A 24,377-nucleotide genomic window follows, 5' to 3' on the forward strand; every position below is an offset into this window, starting at 1 on the left:
CGTTTCAGAGCTTTCTGCGTTTCAGAGGAGACGACGATGGAAATTCATCAGTTGAAAACTTTCTTAGCGGTTGCCCGGGAAGGCAGTATTACCCGCGCATCTGAGCAGCTTTACCTCAGCCAGCCTGCGGTGAGTGCCCACGTGAAAGCGATAGAGGACACGCTGGGGCTGATATTGTTTGAGCGAACCCCGCAGGGGATGCGTCTGACGGCTGACGGAAGCGTGATTCTGGCACAGGTTGAGTTGACGTTAAATGCGCACCGGGAAATCTTTGAACAGGCGACCAGGCTGAAAGGCAAACTGAGCGGCACACTCCGGCTGGGTATTGGCTGTCAGACCGCACCGGAAATGCTGGGGGAACTGCTGACCCGGCTGGCTGAATATTATCCGGATGTGACGGTTTCTCTCCGGCACAACAGTGCGGCTGAAGTGATTCAGGGGGTGCGGAGTGAAGAGCTGGATGCCGGGTTCTACAGTGAAGCCGGAGAATCCGATCCGATGTTTGATACTGTTGAAGTCGGGCGGTTCGGGATCTATCTGTCTGCACCACCGGGCCTGATTGATTTATCACAGCCTGTCGACTGGCAACAACTGGCTTTACTGCCATGGATTTGCCCCGCATCAAGTACCTGTTGCGGGCGCGCCGCCGAGAAGTTATTCGACAAGCATCAGATCCGCCCCGTTAAAGTCATCAGTGTTGACCGGGAGCAGGTCACCAAAAACCTGATCGCCGGCGGGGTCGGCATTGGTCTGCTGCACACCGATACGGTCAGGGAAGCGCAGTTATCCGGTGAAGTTGAGGTGATCTGTGAAGCACACAAAGCCGCCAGAGTGTTGTACTTCACATTAAAAAAACGGGCGGGTGATCCATTACTCAAAGCCATCAATACCCTGTTGTGTGAGGTCATTGCCCATTATTAACCGGGGAATCTGATTGATTCGTTGAGACCTTATGATGAAAATTGTTCCTGCAACCACTGAATAAAAACGCGGGTCCGGGCAGATTGAAGTGTTTTTCCGGGGTACAGGCATTTCTGGTCAGCTCTGAAGGTGGCTGGATCAACGGCCAGGTGATCCGGACAAATGGCGGGATGGTTTAAGCGGGCCGGTAGCGCAGCCCCGATCCGGCTGCGCTTTTGGGCTGAGGGTCAGACTGAAAAACGATTCACCTGTTTCACCAGAGATTCGGCGCTGCCCAAAGACTGCTGAACCGATTGTTTCATCTGAGAGGAAAGCGTTTTGGTCTCTTTGGACATGCCGGACATCTGAACCAGATTGGTGGTGATTTCCTGAGCTACCTGACTTTGTTGATCGGTGGCATTTGCGGTTTGTGCCGCCAGATCCTGAATTTGATCTGAGGCGGTTTTGATGGCATCCAGTACCCCCCGGGTTTTCTCATTCAGCGTTTCAGTCGATGAAGCAATCTGTACACTGTCATTGATGGATGTCACCGCCTCAGAGACTTCTTTCTGAAGCGATTGAATCATCGTCCGGATATCTTCTGTTGAAAGCTGGGTTTTTCCGGCCAGCTGACGGACTTCATCAGCAACAACGGCAAAGCCACGCCCTTGTTCGCCCGCCCGGGCGGCTTCAATCGCGGCATTTAAAGCCAGCAGGTTCGTCTGTTCGGAAATGCTGAGAATGACATCGAGAACCGACGAAATTTTGTCCGAGCTTTGGGACAGCTTTTCGACCACATCTGAGGCATGCTGAATCTGGCTGGTCAAATCGTGCAATCGTTCTGTCGAAGCCAGAATAGATAGTTCTCCTTCATCAGCTAAACCTGCCAGTTGTTCGACATGAGTTGCTGTATCCGCTGCATTGCCGGCAACATCATGTGTTGTCGCACTCATTTCTTCTATTGCGGTGACAATGGTATCCAGAGAGGTATCGCTTTGCTCACTCAGGGAAGCGGACTGTGTTGCGGCCTGGCTGATCGTCTCCATTTCATCCCGGATGGTATCCGCACCCTGACGAATCTGCCTGATAATCGAGCCAAGTTTATCGACAAAGCCGTCAAGTTCGCGGCTTAAATCACCGGTCTCATCTGCTTTTGTGTTGTTAATCCTGCGGGTTAAATCGCCATCGCCCTGACTGATTTCATGCAGATCATGCGTCACATTCCGGATGGCATTTGAGATGTTTCTGGGCGCAAGCCAGGCGAGGAAAATACTGAGTGTCAGCACAAATGCAGACAGGATCATCACAACCACTTTAAAAGTCTCAATATGATCGTGAATCGTTTCATTTTCGATGGCGGAATATTTGCTGATTAACTCCTCTGAACCATCGTAGATTTCACGCAGTTTGATAAATGCCGCTTCATGGGAGCCGGTATGAATCCGTTTAGCTGTCTCAAAATCATGGTTTTCAATGGCTGTTAACAGACGGTCAATTTCATGAGTCCAGTTTTGGTAAAGGTTTTGGAATGGAGAGAGATACCTGACAATTTCAGGCTCCTGCCGGGTTTGCTGAATAAATTTTTCCATCCGGCTTTTGGCTTGTTCAGCATTACTCAGGGCTGTGTCTTTCAGCGTCTGATGCCGGGCTGAGCTGATCGATTCTGAAAAGGTTAAAAGTGAGAGGGCCAGAGCTGACTGGTAGAGATCCCGGTCTGCATTTTGAATCAGACCCGCGGAGTCTTCATATTTGCCGGTATTTTCCTGAATGTATACCACCAGGTTATACGATGTTAAAACCACAACTAAAAAAACGGCACTGAGCAATGAAAAAAAGAAGGTATATTTTGCCCGAATTGTTTGTATGAACGGCATGTCATTTTCTCCCTGTTCAACATATAACCTGAATCGATTTAGCAGTATTGCCTGACGATTACGTCTTTCTGATGTGTAACCGCATGATTTTCATGAAATCGCTGTCATTATGGTCATGTTTTTTGTTATTACATTATGAACTTCTATACTTGATTGATGAAGTATGTTTAAAACTAATAACTAAGTTATATTCTGTAAGTTGTCAATTAACTGAATGACATTTTCATTGCAGTTAGTGTTGACTCATCGTTGTTATACATTTTGTAGTCAGGAATGGTTCATGAAGAAAAGTTGGCTTGGGTTGTTGCTGTTGGTTTTACCGGTCACTTTCTGGCGGTGGAGTTATTCTGAAAGCGGGATCTGGTGGGCCGAAAACTGGTCATCTGTGCCGGGGCTGATGGTTTTTGTCTATCTCATCTGTAGCGGTTTTTTTTTCTTTTCCAGACGGTGGATTCCGGGTGGTTTGTCAGTGCTGCTGTGTATTTTATTTGTTGTCAGAGGACTTCCTGACAGCCAGGGTAAACAGGCAGAATGCGGGGAAACAGTCAGGATTCTCCAGTACAATATGATGTTCGAAAATGAAATGGTTGACTCTTTCATTGAGTTTGTCAGAGCTTCCTTGCCTGATTTAATGGTATTGCAGGAAGTGACGCCGCAACATGGCACCTTGTTGCGTTCACTAAGTGATTTATATCCTTATCGTTATGGCGGACAGCCCAAAATCGGATATCCGTCTAATCAGTTAATCCTGAGCAGGCAGGTTTTATACGGCATGTCTGTTTATCGGACAAATGATGATCAGAAGCTGATACGCGGTTTCTGGCAGCCAGCTCCTGGCGTGGACATTGCGTTGTTTACCGCTCATCCGCCGTCTCCGAGAGATCAACAGCTCTGGCACCGGCGAAATCTGATGTTTCAGACATTGTCTTATCTGACCGGATTTGTTCCGGTTGACAATTCGCTGGTGATTGGAGATTTTAATTTATCTTCAGATACGCAGCGTTATCAGCAACTCTTCCCGGAGTTTTCTTCTCTGCCGGTCAACTCGTGGCCCTCAGTATCACCGTTTCCTGCGATCGGTATTGATCATTTATGGGTGCGGGGAGCTGCCCGGATTTGTCGCCGCACCGCCGTAACTGAGGTGCAAGGTTCGGATCACTGGCCGGTGATGACAGAGCTGAGCCTGTGATTTACCGGATATACCCAAACTCACCCGCAGGGCGTGAGCTGAACCCTGCATCTTCAGGTGGTTTGGGTTTTTACGGCTGCATGGCATCACTGAGCAGGAGTTTCCGGTTCAAATTGGCCAGTTGCTCTCTCTCTTCTTTTGTCAGCCCGGCTAATAAACGTTCCATATTGGCAAGGTGATCGTTCAATGCTGCATCCAGCAGTGCCTGGCCTGTCTCTGTCAGCTGTACCTGATTGCTGCGGCGATCGCCCTGGCTGGCGATTCTTTCAATCAGGTTGCGCTGTACCAGCTTTTCCAGCCGGGTGCTCATCGCACCGGAAGACAACATCAGGGTCTGGTACAGCTCTGTTGGTGTTAACGGGGCATTTGTCCGGCGGAGTGTGGCGAGAATATCAAACTCAATCGTACTCAGCGCATGCAGGCTGAACACCTCTTTGAGTGATTCGTCAAACAGACGGCTGATCCGGCGAACCCGGCCGATAATTCCCATCGCTGAACAGTCCAGATCCGGATGAACATTGCGCCATTGTTCCAGAATGCGATCCACATGATCCTGATTCATTTTTTCTCTCTCATCTAAATATCTTTTCAAAAAGATACTTGATTAAAAACTAAAAAGCGATTACTTTTAGTGAAGTGTCTTTTTGGAAAGATACTTTTATAAAAGTCTGAGCCTGAAGAAGGAAATAGAATGAGACCTGCAAACAGAACAATCAACCGATGGTCAGCCTTGCTGATCACTGCAATAACGCCCTTGATTTGGGGAAGCACCTATATTGTAACCAGCGAATTACTGCCGCCGGATATGCCGCTTCTGGCATCTGCGATCAGAGCATTACCGGCCGGGCTGATTCTGATTGCTTTTTCCCGCACGCTGCCTGATCCGCGCTGGTGGTTCAGGCTGGCGGTTCTGGGTGGGTTAAATATCGGGCTGTTTTTTTACTGCCTGTTTTATGCCGCCTACTCACTGCCGGGCGGCATGGCAGCACTGGTCATGTCGTCACAACCGCTGGTGGTGCTTTTGATGAGTCACTTTCTGCTCAACAGTCCGCTCAATACCAGACATTTTCTGGCGGCAGGAACCGGGATTGCCGGGATTGCGATGCTGGTGCTGAATGCGCAGGTGGCTTTGAACGGCATGGGCTTGTTGATGGGATTACTGGGGACGTTCAGTATGGCAACCGGTCTGGTGCTGACCAAGCTCTGGGGGCGTCCGGCGGGAATGAGTCTGACCGGATTTACCGGCTGGCAGCTTGTTTTCGGCGGGTTCATGCTTGCGCCGGTTGCGCTTTGGCAGGAAGGTTTACCTGCAACTCTGACGACCGATAATCTGCTGGGGTACGCTTATCTGTGTCTGGCCGGAGCGGTGTTTGCTTATGCCATCTGGTTTTGGGGTATCGAAAGGTTGCCTGCGGTGACACTCTCTTTCCTTGGATTTCTCAGCCCGTTATCAGCCTGTGTGTTTGGCTATCTGATTCTGGGAGAGACCCTGAGCGGATTTCAGCTTGCCGGTGCGATGGCGATTTTGGTTTCAATCGCATTGATTACGCTGAATCGCTCTGAATCAGAGAGTCGTGTGAAAGCGACCCCTGCTCATAAGCCTGTTCAGTCATGAATGATGAAGAGGACCGGCTTGACTATACGTAAGTTTTTACTGCTGTAAATTTTTAACAATCAGAACCAAATTAACTTAATGCTCAACAAAGGATACGACGATGAAACTGATGATTATTTCCGGAAGCCAGCGTGCTCATTCAAAAAGCCTGTTAACGGCGCAATATCTGTCTTCTCTGGCTGCGGAAAGCGGGTTTAAGGACAGCTCAGTCTTGGATTTACACGCATTGAACCTGCCATTATGGAATGAAGATTTTTGGCAGAAAGACAGTGAAAGCTGGTCGTGCTGGCAGCCGGTCAAAGCAGCTCTGAAAGAAGCAGATGCATTTATCCTGATTACACCTGAGTGGCACGGCATGGCGACACCGGCGCTGAAGAATTTTCTGCTGCTGACCACGGACCAGGAGATGGCGCATAAACCGGCTTTACTTGCCAGTGTCTCAGCCAGTGTGAATGGTGTTTACCCCATCAGTGAACTGAGAATGACCGGCAGTAAAAATAATCATGTGTGCTTTTTACCGGATCATCTGATTTTTCGTGATATAGAAACCTTGCTGGATGATGAACTGAACTGTCATGATGCGCGGTTTGATGAACGGGCCCGTTATACAATGAAATTACTTTCCGCTTACGCGCAGGCGCTGGCACCGGTGCATGAAGGCATGCCGGAGGAGGGCGCGGCTTTTCGTTATGGGATGTAGGTATGTCAGTTTATCTGGTATGCAGGACTGCCCGGAAGAATGGCCGGGGCCGGTTGATCTCATCTCCGGCCCCGGTTCATTCAGCCTGACAGAGGCAGTGGAACTGACAGGCTGAATTTTCATTTACGGCAAGATCAGTTGGTTTGAATGATTTCTTCCTGATGCGTTGTTCTGTGGTCTTTGTGCTTTCTTGTCAGGTAAAGCTCGCAGGACACAGCAGAAATTGCGATCATGGCGTAGCACAAGAGTTCAATGCCTTCTTCGATGGCATTTTTGACCACTCTGACATAGCCATCCTGCATGACAAGTTTCCAGAAACTGGCTTCTCCCATCAGGCGGGAAAAAACAAGCAGTATCATCAGAGAAGCGATCAGCAGGCGCATATTGGGAGCACTGCAGATACTTCCGAGAGAAAACCACGCCTGTTGCCGGCCTGAAACTGCATAGAGAACCGCTGCGATGGTGACAAGCAGAGCCGGATAAACCCAGAAGCCATGTGAGATTTCGTCAAACAGAAAGTCTAACTCCCTGATGAACAGAACCGTGAAAAATCCGGCGATCAGAATCGCGCTATGACGAAGTTCCGGACGATGAAATTTAATCCGGTAGAAGGCGACGATAGTGATTCCCAGCAGTATTTGCTGGACGCATTCTGTCATGGAAACCTCATCGATCGAATGATCGCCATAGAGGATATCGAATCTCAGGCATAAGTTAACCAGTAACCCGGCGCCAATGGTCATCAGCGCAATCAATAATAGTTTGAAGATGATATTTTTAGTTCGTTCGTGTTGATAAGATAAGTCCGGAGACTGGGCTGCTTTTGTTTTATGTGTATTATGCAGATTTTTCATTGTATTACCTGTGCGTATTTGTCTGGTTACGTCTCTTCAAATACAAAGAGGTTGTTTGGGTATACATGTCTGAAAATAAAATCAGAGACATCTCACAATTTTATCGCTGTGGGGGTTAAGAGATGGTAAAAACTCATTCTGTTTCATATCAGAAGCGGAGCGGTTAATAAGTCATCAGATGAATATAATTTCCCCGTTTTCAGGCGAATTTATAAGCACTTGTCAGTTCCGGAATTAAAGTTGAGCCTGTTTCTGCCGAAAGTTATTTAATATACCCGGAGCTGCTGAAGGTGCTTTTGTACCGGCTGGTCCGGCTATTGACATGAGTCTGACAGCTGGTGCTGATGATGAATCAGATCAACGGGGTATGTCCGGGATGCTGAGACATGCTGAACAGGTTCTTCTAAATTTTCAGTGGACTGTGTTAGACTACGCACGAGTGTCTTAGGCTGTGTGCTATGATCATGAGATGTCAGGGAGAATGATTGCATTGGATCATAAAGTGTCAGGTTGTTGTGGCCGGGGTGCTGGTCGTTATGACTAAGGTCATCAGGCTAGCAGTATGGTTATCGTGTCGGAGTGTCAGGTTGTGGCATAACCGCAAATCTGTCTGAGAGACGTCACTTTCTCATGAGCATTCAGAAATGATGAATTATTTAAATAAGCAGAAATCAGATAGTAAGTAAAATGCAGTCTAAGCCAAAACCATTAAATGTGATGATAATTGAAGAAGACCACATGTTGTCTTCTTCGATGAAAAACATGCTGAAAAAAATGGGTTTTGAGGATTCCCGGATTCACAAAGCTCCGAATCTGGCTGTATTCCGGACACTTGTCAGTAAGTATACGTTTTATCTGATTGTTTGCCGCTATTCGATCAAAGATAAGCCCATTGGTCGTAAATACTTATATCTCTATCGCGAATGTGAACGTTTTTCATACGACTGTTCGTTTGTGTTTCTGTCGGATAAAGCGACTGGTGGTTCACGGCGTGAAATCGAAGAACTATTTCCTGACAGCATTCTTGAAATTCCCTTTAACTACAATGAATTTAAGCCATTAATTAATGAAAGCCTGATGAAACGAAAAATTCTGTCTGCCGTTTACCGGGAGATAGATAAAGGCCACTTCAAGCGTGCTATTGAAATATGTGAACAGCTTTCAAAGAAAAATAATATATGGTGGATTGATTTATATAAGGTCATTATTGAGTGCTATATCTCTCAGAAAAAATATAAGCTGGCAATAAAAACCCTGAATGATTTAAGGACAAAAGATACCAGTGAATGGCCTCTGATAAAGCTGATTGAACTCAATTCAGTGCTGGGAAATGAAGAAGAAGTGCTGGCACTGGCCCATGAATTTGAGGTATTGGGCTATCCGGAACACCCGATCGTTTCCGAGGTTACAGCGCACCAGTCTATTCTTGACAGTGATATTAAAAAAGCACTTGAGTTGATTAAGAAGATCGTCCTGCGTTATCCGCACTTAATTGATGCGACTGTCAATCTTGCCTATCTGTATATTGCTTTTGATGATTACCGTAAGGCTTATGCATTTATGTCGAAGGTTGATTACGATCTGATCTTAAATGAGCAGCAATTTTTTGCGGTGGAAGAAGTTAAAACATTTCTGGAAATCATGCTGGATTCTAAGCGCGGCAATCCGTATGACAGCCGGGCTCTCGGGCCAAAACTGACCAAAATAATGAACCTGGATGGTAAGCAGGTTGATGATCTGAAGTTAACCAAAAGGCTTTATCAGATTGTCCGGGATATTACGACCCGCAACCCCGTGTGTGCAGCAAAAAGAATTCAGGAAATGTATAGCAAGACGCAGTTGCCGCACAGAAAACTGCTGCTGATGGCGGTTGCCTATCATCTTGGGTTTACCGATGAACTCACCGGGTGGCTGGATTCTGAGACCGAACGTTTGTCTGAGGTCCGGCATATCAATGCTGCTGTGACAATTACCTTATGCCGAAAGCTCTATGAACTGAAAGATCAGAAGCTGGAAAAAATCGGCAAGGCGACCGAATTAGAAGAGCAGGGACGGGTGCTTGAATCTTTAGCGATATTATCCAAAGAAATTCCCAGCCTGATTACGCACCATTCTAATTTTGTCAATGCGATGATTAAATATAAATTATCGATTGATGATGATATTAATATGCTGACATCGCAGTTTAAGTCCAGCATTGCTGTTGTATTTAAGAATCTGCAGCGGCAGGATCCAAACCATCCGAAACTTACAAATATTAAGAAAGTTCAGGGAATGGTTTTATCGAAACTGGAAATTGAGAAAAGAAAAGCGCAAAGCCAGCAAAGAGCCAGGGGTTAAGATAAATGCCTGTCCGGGCATTTATTTGACTTTGGTCTGAATAAATTTACTGTACGTTGTCACTTGTCCGTTAATATATTCAATTCCACCGTGGATGTTATTTTCTGTTTGACCCACGATCTGATATTCGACAATAAATTCACCACTGACAACTTTCACAAATAAAAAGCCATCAACGACTTTCCACAAGCCATGTAAAATCTGTGCACCAAACAGGTCTTTTTCTGTGAGTGTGCCATCCGGAGAAAAGTTTAATACCGACGATGCACCATCAATATTTGTTTTTACCCAGGCTTGTTGATGGACTTCATATTTTAATATTTTCCGTCTTGTTTTCATCCACTCCTGAAATATCTTCATCTGGGCCGGACTTAATACAGGCAGGTCTTCCATCTCTAACAGAGTGTGATGATATTCATACCAGAAAAGTTGCAAATGAAGTAATTTCATGATCGATCAGTGACGTATAAAGAAGGGCAACACTTTGATGGATGAAAAGCATGATGTCAACTTTTCTCTGCCCTCATCACCATGTTCAGATAGCGGGAAAACCTGAGCCCGGAGTCATTGCTCAGGCTTTTCCTGTCTTGATCATGGCGTGAGTCGATACTTTTCATCAACATCATGCTTTTGTTTTTATCCGGAGGTCTTTCTGCTGTTTCTTACCCTGATTTTTACATCATGAGTAATGATTTGCAGAATTGAGCATGCCTCCTTTGGCTATTGTGTCCGGGGGTATGACATGCGGATGGCGCTGTCATGTAACACAACTATATCGCGAACAGGGTCGGCAGGTCCGCTTGCTCACAGGCTTGATTGAGTCGTGCCTGTGCCGTAAGTATGTGTTCTTTCCAGTGTTCATCCTGAGCCCACATCTCAATCACTAAAGGAACGACACAATCAAATTTCTTTAATGTGTTAAAAATGGCATTGAAGTCGACCTCGCCTTCGCCTATCACCAGATCTCTGAATTGTCCGGGGAAATCATCAGTCACTTTCAGGGTGTCTTTGAGATGAATCTGGGTAATATGAGGCATACTGAGCGCGAGCTCAGTACAAACATCATAGTTCCAGCCGGAGATATTGCCGATATCGGGGTAAGCGGTAAAGCAGGGTGAGTTGATCTCGCGGTTTAATACTTCAAACTTGCTCAGAGAATTGAGATAGTCCGTATCCATGATCTCGACAGCCAGCATCACACCGGCACGTTCCGCCATTTTTGCCGCCTGTTTCATTCCCCGGATAAAATTAGCATGAGTTGTCTGACTGGCGGGTTCGTAATACACGTCATAACCGGCCAGCTGGATGGTTCTGATGCCAAGTTTATAAGCCAGTGTGATCGCTTTTTCCATATGGATTCTGGCTTGTTCCCGGATGACCGGATCTAATGAACCAAACGGATATTTCCGGTGCGCACTTAAACACATTGACTGCAGCGGCATCTGATATTGTTCGCACAAACGCCGGAGCTGATAAATAGTTTCATCGTCCCAGTCCAGACGTTGTCTTCGCTGGTCTGATTCGTCGACGGATATTTCCAGAAAGTCAAAACCAAGCGATCGGGTGGTTTGTATTTTTTCTTCCCAGGTCATCTGAGCCGGAAGTGCTTTTTCATACAGACCGGTACGGTGGCGTTTCAGGTGTTGGTACATATGACTATCCCCAGAAGCGGTTAATCTCAGTTTTCAGTGCTTCAGCTGTTTCCTGGCCTTTTTCACCGGCCAGTGCCCGGCCGGCAATAAATGCTTTGGCGTTAATGCCGGCAAATAGGTAGATGTCCTGAGGCACAATCCCACCGGTGATTGACAGTTCCAGCCCCAGTTCAGAAAGCTGACGCATTTTTTCTATATCAGCGTCAGTCCAGCCAACACCTGCCAGTTCTGCGTCCCGCGAGCGATGATAAATGGCCTGCGTAATGCCCAAATCAACCCACGCTTTGGCATCTTCCATCGTCCAGTTGCCGTAAATTTCTATCTGGATCTCTCCGTTAAATTCATCGGCGACTTTCTTGCAGGCACCAATGGTTGCGATATGTGCCGCGGCGGAAACGGTAATCCAGTCGGCTCCGGCTTCATAAGCCATCCGGGCCAGAATGGCACCGCCATCGGTGGTTTTCATGTCACACACCAGAATATGCTCCGGATGTAACTGGCGGAGTGTACTGACGGCATTCATTCCGTCGGCGAAGGCCAGAATCGTGCCGACTTCGATAATGTCGACAAAGCTTTCAACCCGTCTTGCAACTTCAAGTGCGGAAGGGAGATTGGTCTGATCCAGTGCAATTTGAATGAGTGGTTTAGTCATAATTGTTTATCCTTTAATTTTTTGCAGGATGAGCTCAGCGAGCCCGGTCCCGTTATTATCTGTAGGGCATACCAGACGGGCATGTGTGCGTACGGTGGCATCCGCATTTTGCATGGCAACACCCAGTCCGGCGTATTGGATCATTGAGATGTCATTATGGTTATCACCGGCAGCCAGCACATGTTCTGATGAATACCCGAGTTCTGAGACATATTCAGCCAGTCGTTTGCCTTTGTTATTTCCCTGCGCTGCAAAATCAATCCGGTTTGACCATGAACGCTCCCCGTTAAAGTGCTGCTGAACCCACGGGTGTTCGATGAAACGTTCGATCGAGCTGGGCATGCCTTCGACGACAAACTTCCAGATATAATCTGCTTCTTTGGCCGTCTCACTGAATGAATCAATGCGCTGAATGCGCGGCCGGGATTCTGCCGGATATTGTGCAGCCCATTTTTCCAGTGCTTCCATATAAGCAATCGGGTTTTGCCGGGAATAAGTCATCGCATGGGTGATATACATCACGACTTTCATCTGAAACTGACCGGCAAGATCAATAAACTTCAGCGCCTGTGGTTTGTCGATTGCATTTTGTTTTAGTACCGTCCCTGACTGATAATCATAAACATAAGTGCCGTTACAGCAGATGGCCGGTGTAGTCAGGCCCATCGCCTGATAATAAGGCTTGGCCGCTGTATGATGTCGTCCGGTGACGATGACCACATGACAATGTTTCTGTGCTTCCCGGATCGCGTGTATTGTTTGTGGCAGAATCGTGTGATCATCTGTGAGAACTGTTCCGTCTAAATCTAATGCGAGCACTTTATACATCTGTGTTTCCCCGGATTTGATGAAACGTTAAACGACATCAGTGTTGGCCATAGTAGGCGTTGGCACCGTGTTTACGTAAATAATGTTTGTCTGACAGCTCCTGCTGGATTTTGATACCGCTGTTGAGTGAGCGGGTCGCGATTGCCATGGCGGCCACTTCTTCCAGAACGACTGCATTATGAACGGCATCTCCGGCATCTTTTCCCCATGAAAATGGGGCATGGCCGGCCACGATGACACTGGGCACACTCATCGGGTTGATGTGGCGCAGGGCAAACTCTTCCACAATGACCAGCCCGGTATTCTTTTCATAATCCTGGGTGATTTCATTTTTTGCCAGACGGCGGGTACAGGGAATATCGCCGTAAAAATAGTCGGCATGGGTGGTGCCAAGCGCCGGAATATCAAGCCCTGCCTGCGCCCAGATCGTGGCATTGCGGGAGTGGGTATGCACCACGCCGCCAACCTCAGGAAAGGCTTTATAAATTTCGATATGTGTGGCGGTATCACTGGAAGGGTTGAGCCGCCCGTCAACCAGTTCACCGTCCAGATCGACAATCACAATGTCGTTCGCTGTCATCTGGTCGTATTCCACGCCGGATGGTTTGATTGCCAGAATGCCGGATGCCCGATCGATTTCGGACACATTCCCCCAGGTAAAGGTTACCAGCCCGTGCCGGGGGAGTTTCAGATTGGCTTCGAGAACTTTTTCTTTAAGCTCGCTGTACATGACATTGCTCCTGTTTTTATGCTTCGGCTAATGCCTGATCAATGACCTGGTATACATCTTCTTTGGTCCGGCAGCGGCGCAGTTTATCCAGGTCAACGCCGGTGTCGCTGTCTTCATCATCCAGCACCTGAGTGACTTCCATCAGACCTTCCATGTGTTCATCGGAAGAGCTGCCGGCCAGTGTAATTAAGACGTCAACGGGTTCATCTTCACCTTCAAACTGCACCGGGTTTTCAAGGGTGACTAAGGCGAATGCAGTATGGATAACGCCGTTTTCAGGTCTGGCATGTGGCAGAGCCAGCTGAGGGGCGATCACAATGTAAGGGCCCAGTTCTTCGACACTTGAGATAATCGCGTTGTGATATTCCGGTGTGATAGCGCCGGATGCGATCAGCATATCGGTGCCAATTTTTACCGCTTCACGCCAGCTGGTTGCAGCTGCTTGTAGTTGAATTGAGTTGTTATCAATCAGTGATTGTTTGAGTCCCATGATTTTGTTTCTCCGGAATGTGGGCCGGTGAGACAGCTCACCGGCACCGTTTTGTTGATTATGTCAGGTCAGTTGCAGGTTATTTACCGGCAAAGTTTTTATGAATAATGTCCAGAAGTTCATCGCCGAAGGAATTCGGGTTGAGCATGTTTTGTACACCCAGTACAAACTTGCCTTCACCGGGATCCATTTCCGAAGATAAGTGCTTCGAAGAGACGATGATGTCTGTGGCTGCCAGTTTGGATTTGTAATCAGAAACCGCACAGGAATCCATGACATGAGGAATGCCTTTTTTCTCCAGATATTTGCCGATTTTCATCTTCATCATCATGGAAGAACCCTGACCGTTACCGCAGACTGCCAGAATACTGACCGGACGGGCACCATCATGATTAGCAATCGCCTGTTCAACGGCTTCAATGATTTCCGGTTCTTCAGTGACTTCAATGGTTCCCTGCGCATCTTCTTCAGCCCGCAGCTTTTTAGAAGCAAAGAACATATAAACACCTGACAGCGCGATAAGCACAAAGAAGAAGGCTTTCGAGAATGACAGCCCCTGCATAACCGGCGGGAATACCAGTGCCCAGTCAGCCATACCCATCCAGCCGTTGAACTCTGCACCGTACTGACCCAGCAGGTGAATTGCCCATGCTGAACCGACCACTTCGATAATGCCCATCACAAAACAGATTTTCATCACGGCACGCCAGCCGCCGAAGTGGTTAGCAAAGACACCGATGGTCGCGTTAGAGAAGAACATCGGGATAAAGCCCGGAATAATCATGATCGGTGCACTAAAGGCCAGCATTGCCAGTACAGCGGTGAACTGTCCGATAGCACCCCACATGAAACCGAAGACCATGGCATTGGGTGAGAATGCGTAAATTGCGGCGCAGTCGATCGCCAGAACGGCATTTGGGATCACACGTTCAGAAATGCCTTTAAATGCTTCCGAAAGTTCTGCAACAAACATCCGGACCCCGGCTACAATCACCTGAATCGCGACCGCAAATTTCAGACCTGTTTCCAGAATATAGATTGACCAGTGAGTTTTTCCGGCCATTGCCTGCAAATTATCCAGTCCGAAAGAGAGCAGAATAATGCCGAAGAATACGGTCATCACAATGGCGGTAGCTGCGATACTGTCGTGGAAAATGTGCAGCCATTTAGGCAGTTTCAGATGATCAACACTATCGTTTTTGTCACCCAGTTTTGGTGCAACTTTGGTTGCAATCCATGAAGCGACCTGTTGCTGGTGACCGATGGAGAACCCGGCACCGCCGGTGACTTCTTCGGTGGGTTTGAACATGATATTAGAGGAAATGCCCCAGTACAGCGCCATCAGTACTGCAGAACAGATGATGGTTTCCCACATACTGGCACCGGTGATCAGATAGAACACAGCGATCAACCCGGCCTGCTGGAACATAATATGTCCGGTTAACATGATAGTCCGGATGCCGGTAAAACGGCGGAACAGAACTAAAAGAATGTTGATGCCCAGTGCCAGAAGAACAGCATAGCCGACCCAGGAATAACGGTCGCCCATTGTTTCCATCGTGGCCATCATCGCGGTGTAAGGGTCGATGACTGAACCGGTTAAACCATGATACTCAGATAGTTTGGCAATAACGGGCTTAAAGCCTGCGACCAGTGTACCGGCACCAACCTGAACCAGCATAAAACCAACAATGGTTTTAATTGAACCTTTCAGGATCGTTGTTGCATCTCTTCTGAGTAACCAATAACCAATTAAGGTGACCAACCCCAGTAATAAAGGCGCTTTGGTCATCACCTGGCTGTAAAAAATGTAGAAGATATCGTACAGGAACTCCATATCTTTACCCCTGATATATTTGTAATTGTCATTGAATGTAGGTCAGAGTCAGTTGCTTCAGATGAAGATAAAACAGACTCAGTTTGCTCACGGAATATAATTTAACAATCATATCTGGTCATTCAATGATTGTTTTTGATTACTTTGATTTTTATCAATTTCCGGGCTGTAAAAATGACATAAATGATAATCCGATCACTTAAAAATATTAAAATACAATAAAAACAAATACTTATATTTAAATGTGATAATGTTCAAATTTTTATCAGGATAGAAATTGACATTGAAAGTGATGATTATTAGAATCAAAAAAAATCAAAATTAATCACCAAGTGGTCACGTGATGAAAAAATAAGGTGATAAGTATGAATGAAGTTCAACGACATCATGGCATTTTGTCGCTGCTGGAAGAGAAACAGGCCATCAACGTCTCTCATATTATTGATGCTTTTAAAGTTTCTCCTGCAACTGCCCGCCGTGATATCTCGAAATTAGACGAGCTGGGAAAATTAAGAAAAGTCCGTAACGGTGCTGAGCGTATACAGACAAAGAAAAAGAAATGGACGCCTCTGAACATCGACAGTACGGAGCATTATGAAGAAAAATCTCTGATTGCGTTGCATGCTGCCGGGTTGTGTCAGCCTGGTGACAGTGTTGTGATTAACTGTGGTTCCACGGCTTTTTTACTCGGGCAGAAGCTGTGTGGTGAAGATGTACAGATTGTCACGAATTATTTCCCGCTGGCCAGCTATCTGATTAATGAAGAGCATGATGATGTGATTATCATTGGTGGTCAGTACAACAAAGCCCAGCATATTTTCCTGAACCCGGCGCCGGACGCCTTAAGTGGTTATGCAGGGCACTGGATGTTTACCAGCGGAAAGGGCATTACCGAAGCGGGTTTATATAAAGCAGATATGCTGACTGCGGTTGCCGAGCAGCAAATGCTGGAGCAGATCGATCAACTGGTCGTGGTTGTCGATAGCTCTAAAGTCGGGCAACGAACCGGCATGCTGTTTTGTCCGGCGGAGAAAATCGACATTTTGATTACCGGCAAAGCGGCAAATCCTGAAGTGATTCAGGGGCTTGAAGCGCAGGGAACGAAGGTGATTCTTGTGTAGAATCCATCGTCACCCTTTACCCGTTCAATAAAATAATATCAACAGCTGGTGTTTTCATGTGTGTTCCCGTGAAAACGCCCGGTTCCCTACACACAAAATTTATCTGATGAATATGAAATAAAAGGTGCAGTTTATGAGTAAGGTCAATGAGATTACACGTGAATCCTGGATTTTGAGTACGTTTCCTGAATGGGGAACCTGGCTGAATGAAGAAATCGAAAAAACAGTCGTTGAACCCAATACATTTTCAATGTGGTGGCTCGGCTGTACCGGTATCTGGCTGAAAACAGAAGGAAATACCAATTTGTCGATTGATTTCTGGTGTGGTACCGGGAAGAAAACGCAGCAAAATGCATTGATGAAGAATCAGCACCAGATGATGCGAATGGGTGGTGTGCGTGAATTGCAGCCAAATTTACGGACTTCTCCTTTTGTACTTGATCCGTTTGGAATTAAGGAAATCGATGCGGTGCTGGCAACCCATGATCATGCGGATCATATTGATGTCAATGTTGCGGCTGCGGTATTGCAAAATTGTGGTGACCACGTGAAATTTATTGGCCCGCAGGCGTGTGTGAATTTATGGCAGGGCTGGGGCGTCCCAAAAGAGCGTTGTGTGGTGGCAAAAGTCGGCGATGTGATTGAAGTCGGTGATGTGAAAATCAAAGTGCTGGATTCATTTGACCGGACTGCACTGGTCACATTGCCTGAAGGTACGTCTTCCTATGATAAGTCACTACTCGATGGAATGGACGATCGTGCTGTAAACTATCTGATTGAAACCACGGGTGGTTCTGTTTATCACTCCGGAGATTCACACTACTCAAACTACTACGCAAAACACGGTAATGAGTATGATATTGATGTCGCACTGTTATCTTATGGTGAAAACCCGCGGGGTGTGACGGACAAAATGACAGCATCGGATATCCTGCGTGCCGGTGAGTCTCTCGACTGCGAAGTTGTGGTGCCTTTCCACCATGATATCTGGGCGAACTTCCAGAATGATCCCCGCGAGATTGAAGTGTTATGGCAAATGAAGAAAGAGCGTTTGCAATACGGGTTTGCCCCCTTCTTCTGGCAGGTGGGTGGTAAGTATACTTATCCAACTGATAAAGGCCGGATGCATTATCAGCATTTCCGTGGCTTCCGCGATATCTTCACTGATGAACCTGAATTGCCTTACAAAGCATTTTTGTAAAAAAAAACGCTTATTTATCTTCCTCCTTCCGCCATTGCCGCTTTTTGAAGCGGCAATTTTTATTTCAGTCAGGATAGTATGTTATGGGGAAATAAAGGTTGTGTCCGGGCTGAAACAGTATTCTTTCATCATTTTCATTCATTTTTTAGTAAAGAAGGCCGATATATACTCAAACAACCTGAAGATGCAGGGTTCAGTGAGATTTGTCTCAAAGCCAGACAAACTCACCCGAAGGGCGTGAGCTGAAAGGCACATTTCTGCGTCAAGAGAATTTGAAAGGTGGGTACATTCCTGCATTCCCTTTCCTTGAACTGCACCTTTCGGCTGCACGCTGAATCCTTCAGGTTGCTTGGGTATAGTAAACTTACAGGCAGTCATAAATGGATGTATTACATGATGAAACAGTTTGGATTGAAACAGCTCTTAATCATTTCGGTCATGGTGTTAGTTGGCGTCTCCGTTTCCGTAAGTAGTTATGTTGCATATATAAATGAAGAATCCTCAATCACTAATCTGATTATCAGTAATGGTGAGGAAAATGTTGCAAGTAAAGCGCAGTTGGTTGAAGTGTATTTGAATGAAAAGATCGATGGTGTCCGGGAGCTTGGGAAGCTGTATAAAGATCAGCCTTTTACCGGGAATACGGATCAAGACTACATTACGTTGACCAAAGTGTTTGCCGGTGCTTTAAATACGGGCAGTTCATTTATCGGGTTTGAATCAAACGGTGATGCTTTCTGGAATCAGACCAGTGATGCCTGGCCGGATCATAAGTTTAATGATGATATCCGGAAAATGAGTTACTACCAGGATGGAAGAAAGGCAATTGAGCCGTCAGTCACCGATCCTTATCCGGATGAAGCGGACCCGAATATTTACTGGCTCAGTATCGTACAGAAAACACACAGTGGTGTGATTGGCGCAGATATGAAGCTGGGCTTCTTAAACCAGATTGTGAAAAAAGCTACGAATGCGCCGGGCACTGAAGCGTTTATCATGAACCATGATTCAACAGTTCTGGCCTCGACAGCCCCCTCTGTCGCGCCGGGTAAGACCGGCAACGATTTAGCAGATCTGAAAAGTGCCGTCTCAAAAATACTGAGTGCGGATCATTTCCGGACTGATTATACGGCAGACGGGAATGAGCGGATTCTGTTTTCTCACCAGATCACGCTCGCAGATAAACACTGGTACTTTGTCATTACGCTGGATAAAGATGTGGCTTACGCGGCGCTGAAATCGGCCCGGAATTCTGCTGTTATCAGCGCATTGATTGCAACGTTTTTAAGTGTGGTGATTGCATTCTTCGTTATCCAGGTTTTATATCGCCCGGTACTGACCCTGAAAGAGACGATTATGGGCCTTTCCCGGGGTGACGGAGATTTAACCCAGCGGCTGAAAGTTGAGTCGAATGATGAGCTCGGGCAAATGGCGGACGGTATTAACCGGTTTATCGCCAGCCTGCAGGAGATGATGCTGGAAATTCAGAATGTTTCTTCGGGTCTGAAAGATAACGTTATCCGGCTGAAAGGTCAGACGGAAGAAAACTCAGGGATTTTAAACCAGCATGTTTCTGAAACAGAACAGATAGCCACTGCAATTGAAGAGATGAATCTGACCGCGACATCGATGGCTTCTGATGCAGCGAATACGGCTGAACTGATTCAACAGGCAGACCAGAGCAGTGAACAGTCAAGAGAAATTCTTAAGCGCTCTCAAACCACAGTGTCAGCACTGATTGAAGATGTTGATATGGCGTCTGATAATGTGCAGGAGATGAGTAATAAGACCGAGGGGATCAATACGATTCTGACAGTGATAAGCGGGATTGCTGAGCAAACCAATCTGTTGGCACTGAATGCAGCTATTGAAGCTGCACGGGCCGGAGAGCAGGGCAGAGGTTTTGCTGTGGTTGCTGATGAAGTCCGCAATCTGGCCAGCCGGACTAAAGAAAGTACTGAAGAAATTGAGGTGGCGCTGACTGAGCTGGTGAAAGGAACTGAAGTGGTTGTCAGCTCGATGACCGATACCCGGCAGCGGTGTCAGGAAACGGCAGAAGGTTCCGGTGATGTCACTGAAAGCCTTGATACGTTGATGAACTATGTGGGTGATATCAACGGGCTCAGTACACAGATAGCAACCGCCGCGGAAGAGCAGAGTAGTGTGACTCAGGAGCTGAGCAGTAACATGACCGCCTTACATGACATGGTGAATGTGTTAAATGACAACGGACAGAAAACGCTGACCAATGTTGAAGAAATTAATCAGATGAATGGCCGGTTAACCGATATTGTCGGACAGTTTAAACTGTAATTTTCAGTTTGATGAAATAAAAAGGGCTGGATGGTTTCAGCCCTCAAAATAGCCGCAAGCTGCTTCAGCCAGAGACTGAACAGCTGGATGCCGGTGATATTTCTGTTGATATCCCTCTGAGGAAGAAGCCGGGAGGTGATCCAAGACAACTAAACCGGCTGAAAACAATCCGTTCGAAAGGCTATATTTGGCTGAATATTTCCTGATTCAGCGTTGCTCTTTTTGTTTCCTGGTTCCCTGAATACTCATCCCGGAGATTTTCCAAACCGTCCGGGTTTCGTTGTCGGGAATATGGGAATTGTTTCTCGTCACTTGTGTCGACACGAGCTGTCGAATGCCATGATTATCCTCTGAATATCTATCATAATACCAATGATTAATTTATGTAACCTATTGTTTTGACTTGGTTTAAAAGGCGTAATTTCTGTTGGCTTAATAATTGCTATCAAGTGGATTATTTAACTGACAGGGTATGCTATGAAAAGCTTTGTAGTTGCAGATCCTCAGAAGTGTATCGGATGCCAAACCTGTATGGCAGCCTGTTCCGAAGTACACAAAAAAGAGGGGATGCAAAGTCATCCGCGTTTGACCGTTATCAAACACGGTGATGCAACGGCTCCCGTGATGTGCCGGCATTGTGAAGACGCGCCATGTGCCGCTGTATGTCCGGTTCAGGCAATTGTCAAAGAAGACGACCGTATTTTGCTGAAAGAAACAGCATGTGTGGGTTGTACGCTTTGTGCGGTTGCCTGTCCGTTTGGAGCCATTGCATTTGATGGAAGTCGTCCGGTTGCGCTGGCGAACAGTTACGACACTTATATTCCTTCTACACCTCGTTCCTCTAACCCTTCTACCTCTGTTCCCGGTCTGTTCGGGCACGATATTTTAGCCTGGGAACCTGGTGTAAAAAGTATTGCAGTGAAATGTGATTTATGTGGTTTCCGCAAGCAGGGGCCTGCATGTGCTGAGGTTTGTCCGACCGGTGCGATTGTTCTGGTGGATGAGTCGTCAGCAGTGGCGGCTCAGTCATCGAAACAGGTTGATGCAGCCGCAGTGTCGCAAGCCGTGAACATGGATATGGAGAAGTAGCTTTATGAATGCTTTAGAGCTGTTAGCTTTATCAATAGGCTGTTATCTCATTTCCAGTCTGGTTGCCTTACTGGGAAGCGGAGATAAAGAAAAATCCATGGTGCGCTTATCCGGGGTGATCTCCGCGTTAGGTGGCTGCCTTGGTGTATTGAGTGCCGGTGTTGCACTGGCCGGATCTCAGATGCTGAAGACTGAACTGTTCAGTCCTTTCCCGTTTGCACAACTCATCGTCAATATGGATGCTTTGGGTGCCTTTATGGTGATGGTCATTTCTCTGATCGTCATAGCGGCATCCGTTTATTCTTTGCATTACATGGAAGAATATGAAGGGAAAGGCGGGTGGGGTATCTGTTTTTTCCTGAATCTGTTTATTGCTTCGATGGTGGCATTGGTCGTTGTGGACAATGCTTTCTACTTCATCGTGTTCTTTGAAATGATGTCTCTGGCCTCTTACTTCCTTGTTCTGGTTGAGCAGAATGAAAAGAGCGTCAAAGCCGGTTTGCAGTATTTCTTCATTGCTCACGCCGGTTCGGTATTAATCATGATTGCCTTTTTCATGCTTTACCGGGCATCGGGTTCGCTTAACTTTGCTGACTTTACCAACTTGCATCTGCCAGTATGGGAAGCTTCGGTTATTTTCCTGCTGGCCTTTTTTGGATTCGGTGCCAAAGCCGGGATGATTACCTTACATGGCTGGTTGCCGCTGGCTCACCCGGCTGCACCTTCTCATGCATCAGCACTGATGTCCGGGGTGATGGTCAAAATCGGTGTTTTCGGTATTATCAAAGTTGGTCTGGTTTTTCTTGGTGGTACAGAAGCCTGGTGGGGTTATGTTGTGCTTGCCTTTGGTGCTGTTTCTTCCGTACTGGGGGTGATGTATGCACTGGCAGAACATGACATCAAGCGATTACTTGCTTACCACACGGTTGAAAATGTCGGCATTATCCTGATGGGTGTAGGTGTGGCAATGATTGGTGTGGCAACAGGTCATCCGACTTTTGCTGCACTTGGTTTACTGGGTGGTTTGTATCACTTACTGAACCACGCCGTGTTTAAAGGGCTGCTCTTCCTGGGGGCGGGCTCGGTGATTTTCCGCACGCATACCAAAGATATGGAGAAGATGGGCGGGCTGGGTAAATTAATGCCTTACACCGCTCTGGCCTTTTTAATTGGTACGATGGCGATCTCTGCATTGCCGCCACTGAATGGCTTTGTCAGTGAATGGTTTATTTATCAGTCCCTGTTTAGTCTGAGTCAGCAAAGTGATATTGCCATGTTGATTGCGGGCCCGGTCGCTGTGGTAATGCTGGCGATTACCGGTGCGCTGGCCTGTATGTGTTTTGTTAAAGTCTATGGTATTTGCTTCAGTGGCGCGCCCCGGACTGAAAAAGCGGGCCAGGCGAAAGAAGTTGGCTGGTCGATGGTCGCTGGTACGGCATTCCTTGCGGTGATGTGTATCGTTCTGGGGATCGGTTCGCCATGGATTTCACCTTACATTTCAGATATTGCCAGCGCAACTCTGCGTCAGTCGCCGATTGTGGTAAGCCAGGGGATGTCTCTGCATCCGGTTTCCACGACACAAGCGATTCTTTCCACACCTGTGATTGCCATTGGTCTGCTTGTTTTACTGGTTGTGCCAGCAGCTGTGCTTTCCTTCTTTAAAGGCCAGCGCCTGAAACAGCGCCAGCAAGGAGACCCATGGGCATGTGGTTATGCCTATGAGCACCGGATGACTGTCTCTGCCGGTGGTTTTACCCAACCACTGAGATCGATGTTTGCTCCGGTTTATCGCTTGCGGTACCAATTGGATCCAAGTGGCTGGATGAAACGGTCACTTTCCGCGGTAACATCTTCAGCTGCAACAGTTGAACCCATGTTTGACCGATACCTGATTCAACCTGTTTGTCGTTTAGCTTTCCATATTAGCCACTGGGTTGGAAAACTACAGAATGGTGATTTCAGAATTTACTGTGTTTACATCGTGGTGACTCTGATTGTGCTGCTTTTCTTCCCGTTTGATACAGGAGTGAAATAATGCCTGATTTACATATGCCAGGTGCAGGCTGGATTACGCTTGCTGTCGCACAAGCATTGCTTATGTTGTTTTTAGCACCTCTTGCGACAGGTTTTTCCCGGATGATCCGGGCCAGAATTCATTCCCGCCGTGGGCCGGGGTTACTGCAGGATTATCGTGATATCGTGAAATTATTGCGCCGTCAGGCTGTTGCGCCAGACAATGCCGGGATGATTTTCTGGATCATGCCATGGGTGTTGATTGTGACTATGTTGTTGATTGCCATGGCTCTGCCGACATTCACACAGACTTCCCCATTTCCTATTTCCGGAGATGTAATTACGGATATCTATCTGCTGGCTATTTTCCGTTTTTTCTTTGCGCTGGCCGGTATTGACTCTAACAGTATGTTTGGGGGAATAGGGAGTAGCCGGGAGTTAACACTCGGCGTACTGGTTGAGCCGATTTTGATGCTATCGATCTTTGTCATGGCTTTGCTCGTAGGCTCTACTGATTTGGGATACATCAGCCAGGGCATGTTACATCAGATTTCATTACAACCGATTCCGATCATTATGGCGGGTGTTGCCTGCGCCTTTGCTGTGTTTGTAGAAATGGGCAAGTTGCCATTTGATGCGGCTGAAGCGGAGCAGGAACTTCAGGAAGGGCCTGTGACCGAGTATTCAGGTTCTGGTCTGGCGATGGTGAAACTTGGTTTGGGACTGAAGCAACTGGTTGTGGCTCAGTTATTTCTTGCGATTTTTCTGCCCTGGGGAAAAGCAGCAGAATTGACTATATCCGGACTCGTTCTGGCAGCTGTCATTCTGTTTATCAAAATGGTTGTGGTTTTTTTCCTTGCTGGTTTAGTCGAGAATGGCATGGCCCGCGTCCGTTTTATGAATTCAAATCGTCTAACCTGGTCAGCATTTGCTTTTGCTGTTTTAGCGTTAGCCTTTTACATCATTGGATTGTGAGGCA

General features: G+C 46.9%; 21 protein-coding genes. 11 read left to right on the forward strand and 10 right to left on the reverse strand.

Features of this window, described 5'->3' with window-relative positions; all coding sequences use genetic code 11:
* Positions 1 to 36: 36 nt before the first annotated feature.
* Complete coding sequence (locus OC443_RS05125) at positions 37 to 921, forward strand: LysR family transcriptional regulator (RefSeq protein ID WP_073586445.1); 885 nt, start codon at positions 37 to 39, stop codon at positions 919 to 921.
* A 227-nt stretch (positions 922 to 1,148) separates the two neighbouring features.
* Here the strand turns inward: OC443_RS05125 and OC443_RS05130 are convergent, their stop codons facing one another.
* Positions 1,149 to 2,774, reverse strand: a complete 1,626-nt coding sequence (locus OC443_RS05130) for a methyl-accepting chemotaxis protein (RefSeq protein WP_073586446.1) — start codon at positions 2,772 to 2,774, stop codon at positions 1,149 to 1,151.
* 280 nt (positions 2,775 to 3,054) lie between these two features.
* On the opposite strand from OC443_RS05130, the gene OC443_RS05135 reads away from it, so the two are divergent.
* A complete protein-coding gene (locus OC443_RS05135; protein WP_073586447.1) occupies positions 3,055 to 3,963 on the forward strand; it encodes an endonuclease/exonuclease/phosphatase family protein in 909 nt (302 codons plus the stop codon).
* A 70-nt stretch (positions 3,964 to 4,033) separates the two neighbouring features.
* On the opposite strand, the gene OC443_RS05140 is transcribed toward OC443_RS05135, so the two are convergent.
* Complete coding sequence (locus tag OC443_RS05140) at positions 4,034 to 4,525, reverse strand: MarR family winged helix-turn-helix transcriptional regulator (protein ID WP_073586448.1); 492 nt, start codon at positions 4,523 to 4,525, stop codon at positions 4,034 to 4,036.
* Between the two features lie 129 nt (positions 4,526 to 4,654).
* On the opposite strand from OC443_RS05140, the gene OC443_RS05145 reads away from it, so the two are divergent.
* Both OC443_RS05145 and OC443_RS05150 read left to right on the forward strand, forming a co-directional pair.
* A complete protein-coding gene (locus OC443_RS05145; protein WP_073586449.1) occupies positions 4,655 to 5,578 on the forward strand; it encodes an EamA family transporter in 924 nt (307 codons plus the stop codon).
* 100 nt (positions 5,579 to 5,678) lie between these two features.
* Positions 5,679 to 6,278 carry an NADPH-dependent FMN reductase gene (locus OC443_RS05150; protein WP_073586450.1) on the forward strand — a complete coding sequence of 200 codons (600 nt, stop codon included), beginning with the start codon at positions 5,679 to 5,681 and terminating at the stop codon, positions 6,276 to 6,278.
* A gap of 134 nt (positions 6,279 to 6,412) precedes the next feature.
* On the opposite strand, the gene OC443_RS05155 is transcribed toward OC443_RS05150, so the two are convergent.
* Complete coding sequence (locus tag OC443_RS05155) at positions 6,413 to 7,132, reverse strand: hypothetical protein (RefSeq protein WP_073586451.1); 720 nt, start codon at positions 7,130 to 7,132, stop codon at positions 6,413 to 6,415.
* Between the two features lie 687 nt (positions 7,133 to 7,819).
* Here OC443_RS05155 and OC443_RS05160 point away from each other — a divergent pair.
* Positions 7,820 to 9,472 (forward strand): hypothetical protein, encoded by a 1,653-nt coding sequence (locus OC443_RS05160; protein WP_083601813.1) that lies wholly within the window; start codon positions 7,820 to 7,822, stop codon positions 9,470 to 9,472.
* 21 nt (positions 9,473 to 9,493) lie between these two features.
* Here OC443_RS05160 and OC443_RS05165 read toward each other — a convergent pair whose 3' ends face one another.
* The 7 genes from OC443_RS05165 to OC443_RS05195 form a co-directional block, all read right to left on the reverse strand.
* On the reverse strand, positions 9,494 to 9,922 hold the full coding sequence (locus OC443_RS05165) for a hypothetical protein (protein WP_073586452.1): 429 nt from the start codon (positions 9,920 to 9,922) through the stop codon (positions 9,494 to 9,496).
* A gap of 320 nt (positions 9,923 to 10,242) precedes the next feature.
* On the reverse strand, positions 10,243 to 11,124 hold the full coding sequence (locus OC443_RS05170; protein ID WP_073586453.1) for an L-ribulose-5-phosphate 3-epimerase: 882 nt from the start codon (positions 11,122 to 11,124) through the stop codon (positions 10,243 to 10,245).
* A 4-nt stretch (positions 11,125 to 11,128) separates the two neighbouring features.
* Positions 11,129 to 11,776: a 3-keto-L-gulonate-6-phosphate decarboxylase UlaD gene (locus OC443_RS05175; RefSeq protein WP_073582480.1), complete on the reverse strand. Its 648-nt coding sequence runs from the start codon at positions 11,774 to 11,776 to the stop codon at positions 11,129 to 11,131.
* A gap of 6 nt (positions 11,777 to 11,782) precedes the next feature.
* Positions 11,783 to 12,604, reverse strand: coding sequence for a pyridoxal phosphatase (locus OC443_RS05180; protein WP_073582481.1), 822 nt, complete (start codon positions 12,602 to 12,604; stop codon positions 11,783 to 11,785).
* 37 nt (positions 12,605 to 12,641) lie between these two features.
* On the reverse strand, positions 12,642 to 13,334 hold the full coding sequence (locus OC443_RS05185; protein WP_073582482.1) for an L-ribulose-5-phosphate 4-epimerase: 693 nt from the start codon (positions 13,332 to 13,334) through the stop codon (positions 12,642 to 12,644).
* A gap of 16 nt (positions 13,335 to 13,350) precedes the next feature.
* Entirely contained in the window at positions 13,351 to 13,824 is a 474-nt protein-coding gene (locus tag OC443_RS05190) for a PTS sugar transporter subunit IIA (RefSeq protein WP_073582483.1), read from the reverse strand.
* 79 nt (positions 13,825 to 13,903) lie between these two features.
* Positions 13,904 to 15,661 (reverse strand): PTS ascorbate-specific subunit IIBC, encoded by a 1,758-nt coding sequence (locus OC443_RS05195; RefSeq protein ID WP_073582485.1) that lies wholly within the window; start codon positions 15,659 to 15,661, stop codon positions 13,904 to 13,906.
* A 365-nt stretch (positions 15,662 to 16,026) separates the two neighbouring features.
* On the opposite strand from OC443_RS05195, the gene ulaR reads away from it, so the two are divergent.
* From ulaR to OC443_RS05225, 6 genes are all read left to right on the forward strand, one after another.
* On the forward strand, positions 16,027 to 16,782 hold the full coding sequence (gene ulaR / locus OC443_RS05200) for an HTH-type transcriptional regulator UlaR (RefSeq protein ID WP_073582487.1): 756 nt from the start codon (positions 16,027 to 16,029) through the stop codon (positions 16,780 to 16,782).
* Positions 16,783 to 16,915: 133 nt separating this feature from the next.
* Positions 16,916 to 17,983 (forward strand): L-ascorbate 6-phosphate lactonase, encoded by a 1,068-nt coding sequence (ulaG, locus tag OC443_RS05205; protein WP_073582489.1) that lies wholly within the window; start codon positions 16,916 to 16,918, stop codon positions 17,981 to 17,983.
* A gap of 396 nt (positions 17,984 to 18,379) precedes the next feature.
* On the forward strand, positions 18,380 to 20,296 hold the full coding sequence (locus OC443_RS05210; protein ID WP_073582730.1) for a methyl-accepting chemotaxis protein: 1,917 nt from the start codon (positions 18,380 to 18,382) through the stop codon (positions 20,294 to 20,296).
* A 477-nt stretch (positions 20,297 to 20,773) separates the two neighbouring features.
* On the forward strand, positions 20,774 to 21,385 hold the full coding sequence (locus tag OC443_RS05215) for a 4Fe-4S dicluster domain-containing protein (RefSeq protein WP_073582491.1): 612 nt from the start codon (positions 20,774 to 20,776) through the stop codon (positions 21,383 to 21,385).
* Positions 21,386 to 21,389: 4 nt separating this feature from the next.
* Positions 21,390 to 23,420, forward strand: coding sequence for a hydrogenase 4 subunit B (hyfB, locus tag OC443_RS05220; RefSeq protein WP_073582493.1), 2,031 nt, complete (start codon positions 21,390 to 21,392; stop codon positions 23,418 to 23,420).
* On the forward strand, positions 23,420 to 24,373 hold the full coding sequence (locus OC443_RS05225) for a respiratory chain complex I subunit 1 family protein (RefSeq protein WP_073582495.1): 954 nt from the start codon (positions 23,420 to 23,422) through the stop codon (positions 24,371 to 24,373). Before hyfB ends, OC443_RS05225 begins: the two co-directional genes overlap by 1 nt.
* Positions 24,374 to 24,377: the final 4 nt, after the last annotated feature.

The sequence above is a fragment of the Vibrio quintilis genome (assembly GCF_024529975.1).
In the GTDB taxonomy this organism is placed as follows: Bacteria; Pseudomonadota; Gammaproteobacteria; order Enterobacterales; family Vibrionaceae; genus Vibrio; species Vibrio quintilis.

Coding starts and splice junctions, on each gene's coding strand:
- OC443_RS05130 (WP_073586446.1), bottom strand. CDS start 2,774: ATGCCGTTCATACAAACAATTCGGGCAAAATATACCTTCTTTTTTTCA.
- OC443_RS05185 (WP_073582482.1), bottom strand. CDS start 13,334: ATGTACAGCGAGCTTAAAGAAAAAGTTCTCGAAGCCAATCTGAAACTC.
- OC443_RS05170 (WP_073586453.1), bottom strand. CDS start 11,124: ATGTACCAACACCTGAAACGCCACCGTACCGGTCTGTATGAAAAAGCA.
- ulaG (WP_073582489.1), top strand. CDS start 16,916: ATGAGTAAGGTCAATGAGATTACACGTGAATCCTGGATTTTGAGTACG.
- OC443_RS05145 (WP_073586449.1), top strand. CDS start 4,655: ATGAGACCTGCAAACAGAACAATCAACCGATGGTCAGCCTTGCTGATC.
- OC443_RS05125 (WP_073586445.1), top strand. CDS start 37: ATGGAAATTCATCAGTTGAAAACTTTCTTAGCGGTTGCCCGGGAAGGC.
- OC443_RS05190 (WP_073582483.1), bottom strand. CDS start 13,824: ATGGGACTCAAACAATCACTGATTGATAACAACTCAATTCAACTACAA.
- OC443_RS05215 (WP_073582491.1), top strand. CDS start 20,774: ATGAAAAGCTTTGTAGTTGCAGATCCTCAGAAGTGTATCGGATGCCAA.
- OC443_RS05210 (WP_073582730.1), top strand. CDS start 18,380: ATGAAACAGTTTGGATTGAAACAGCTCTTAATCATTTCGGTCATGGTG.
- OC443_RS05160 (WP_083601813.1), top strand. CDS start 7,820: ATGCAGTCTAAGCCAAAACCATTAAATGTGATGATAATTGAAGAAGAC.
- OC443_RS05165 (WP_073586452.1), bottom strand. CDS start 9,922: ATGAAATTACTTCATTTGCAACTTTTCTGGTATGAATATCATCACACT.
- OC443_RS05180 (WP_073582481.1), bottom strand. CDS start 12,604: ATGTATAAAGTGCTCGCATTAGATTTAGACGGAACAGTTCTCACAGAT.
- OC443_RS05195 (WP_073582485.1), bottom strand. CDS start 15,661: ATGGAGTTCCTGTACGATATCTTCTACATTTTTTACAGCCAGGTGATG.
- OC443_RS05175 (WP_073582480.1), bottom strand. CDS start 11,776: ATGACTAAACCACTCATTCAAATTGCACTGGATCAGACCAATCTCCCT.
- ulaR (WP_073582487.1), top strand. CDS start 16,027: ATGAATGAAGTTCAACGACATCATGGCATTTTGTCGCTGCTGGAAGAG.
- OC443_RS05140 (WP_073586448.1), bottom strand. CDS start 4,525: ATGAATCAGGATCATGTGGATCGCATTCTGGAACAATGGCGCAATGTT.
- OC443_RS05135 (WP_073586447.1), top strand. CDS start 3,055: ATGAAGAAAAGTTGGCTTGGGTTGTTGCTGTTGGTTTTACCGGTCACT.
- OC443_RS05150 (WP_073586450.1), top strand. CDS start 5,679: ATGAAACTGATGATTATTTCCGGAAGCCAGCGTGCTCATTCAAAAAGC.
- hyfB (WP_073582493.1), top strand. CDS start 21,390: ATGAATGCTTTAGAGCTGTTAGCTTTATCAATAGGCTGTTATCTCATT.
- OC443_RS05155 (WP_073586451.1), bottom strand. CDS start 7,132: ATGAAAAATCTGCATAATACACATAAAACAAAAGCAGCCCAGTCTCCG.
- OC443_RS05225 (WP_073582495.1), top strand. CDS start 23,420: ATGCCTGATTTACATATGCCAGGTGCAGGCTGGATTACGCTTGCTGTC.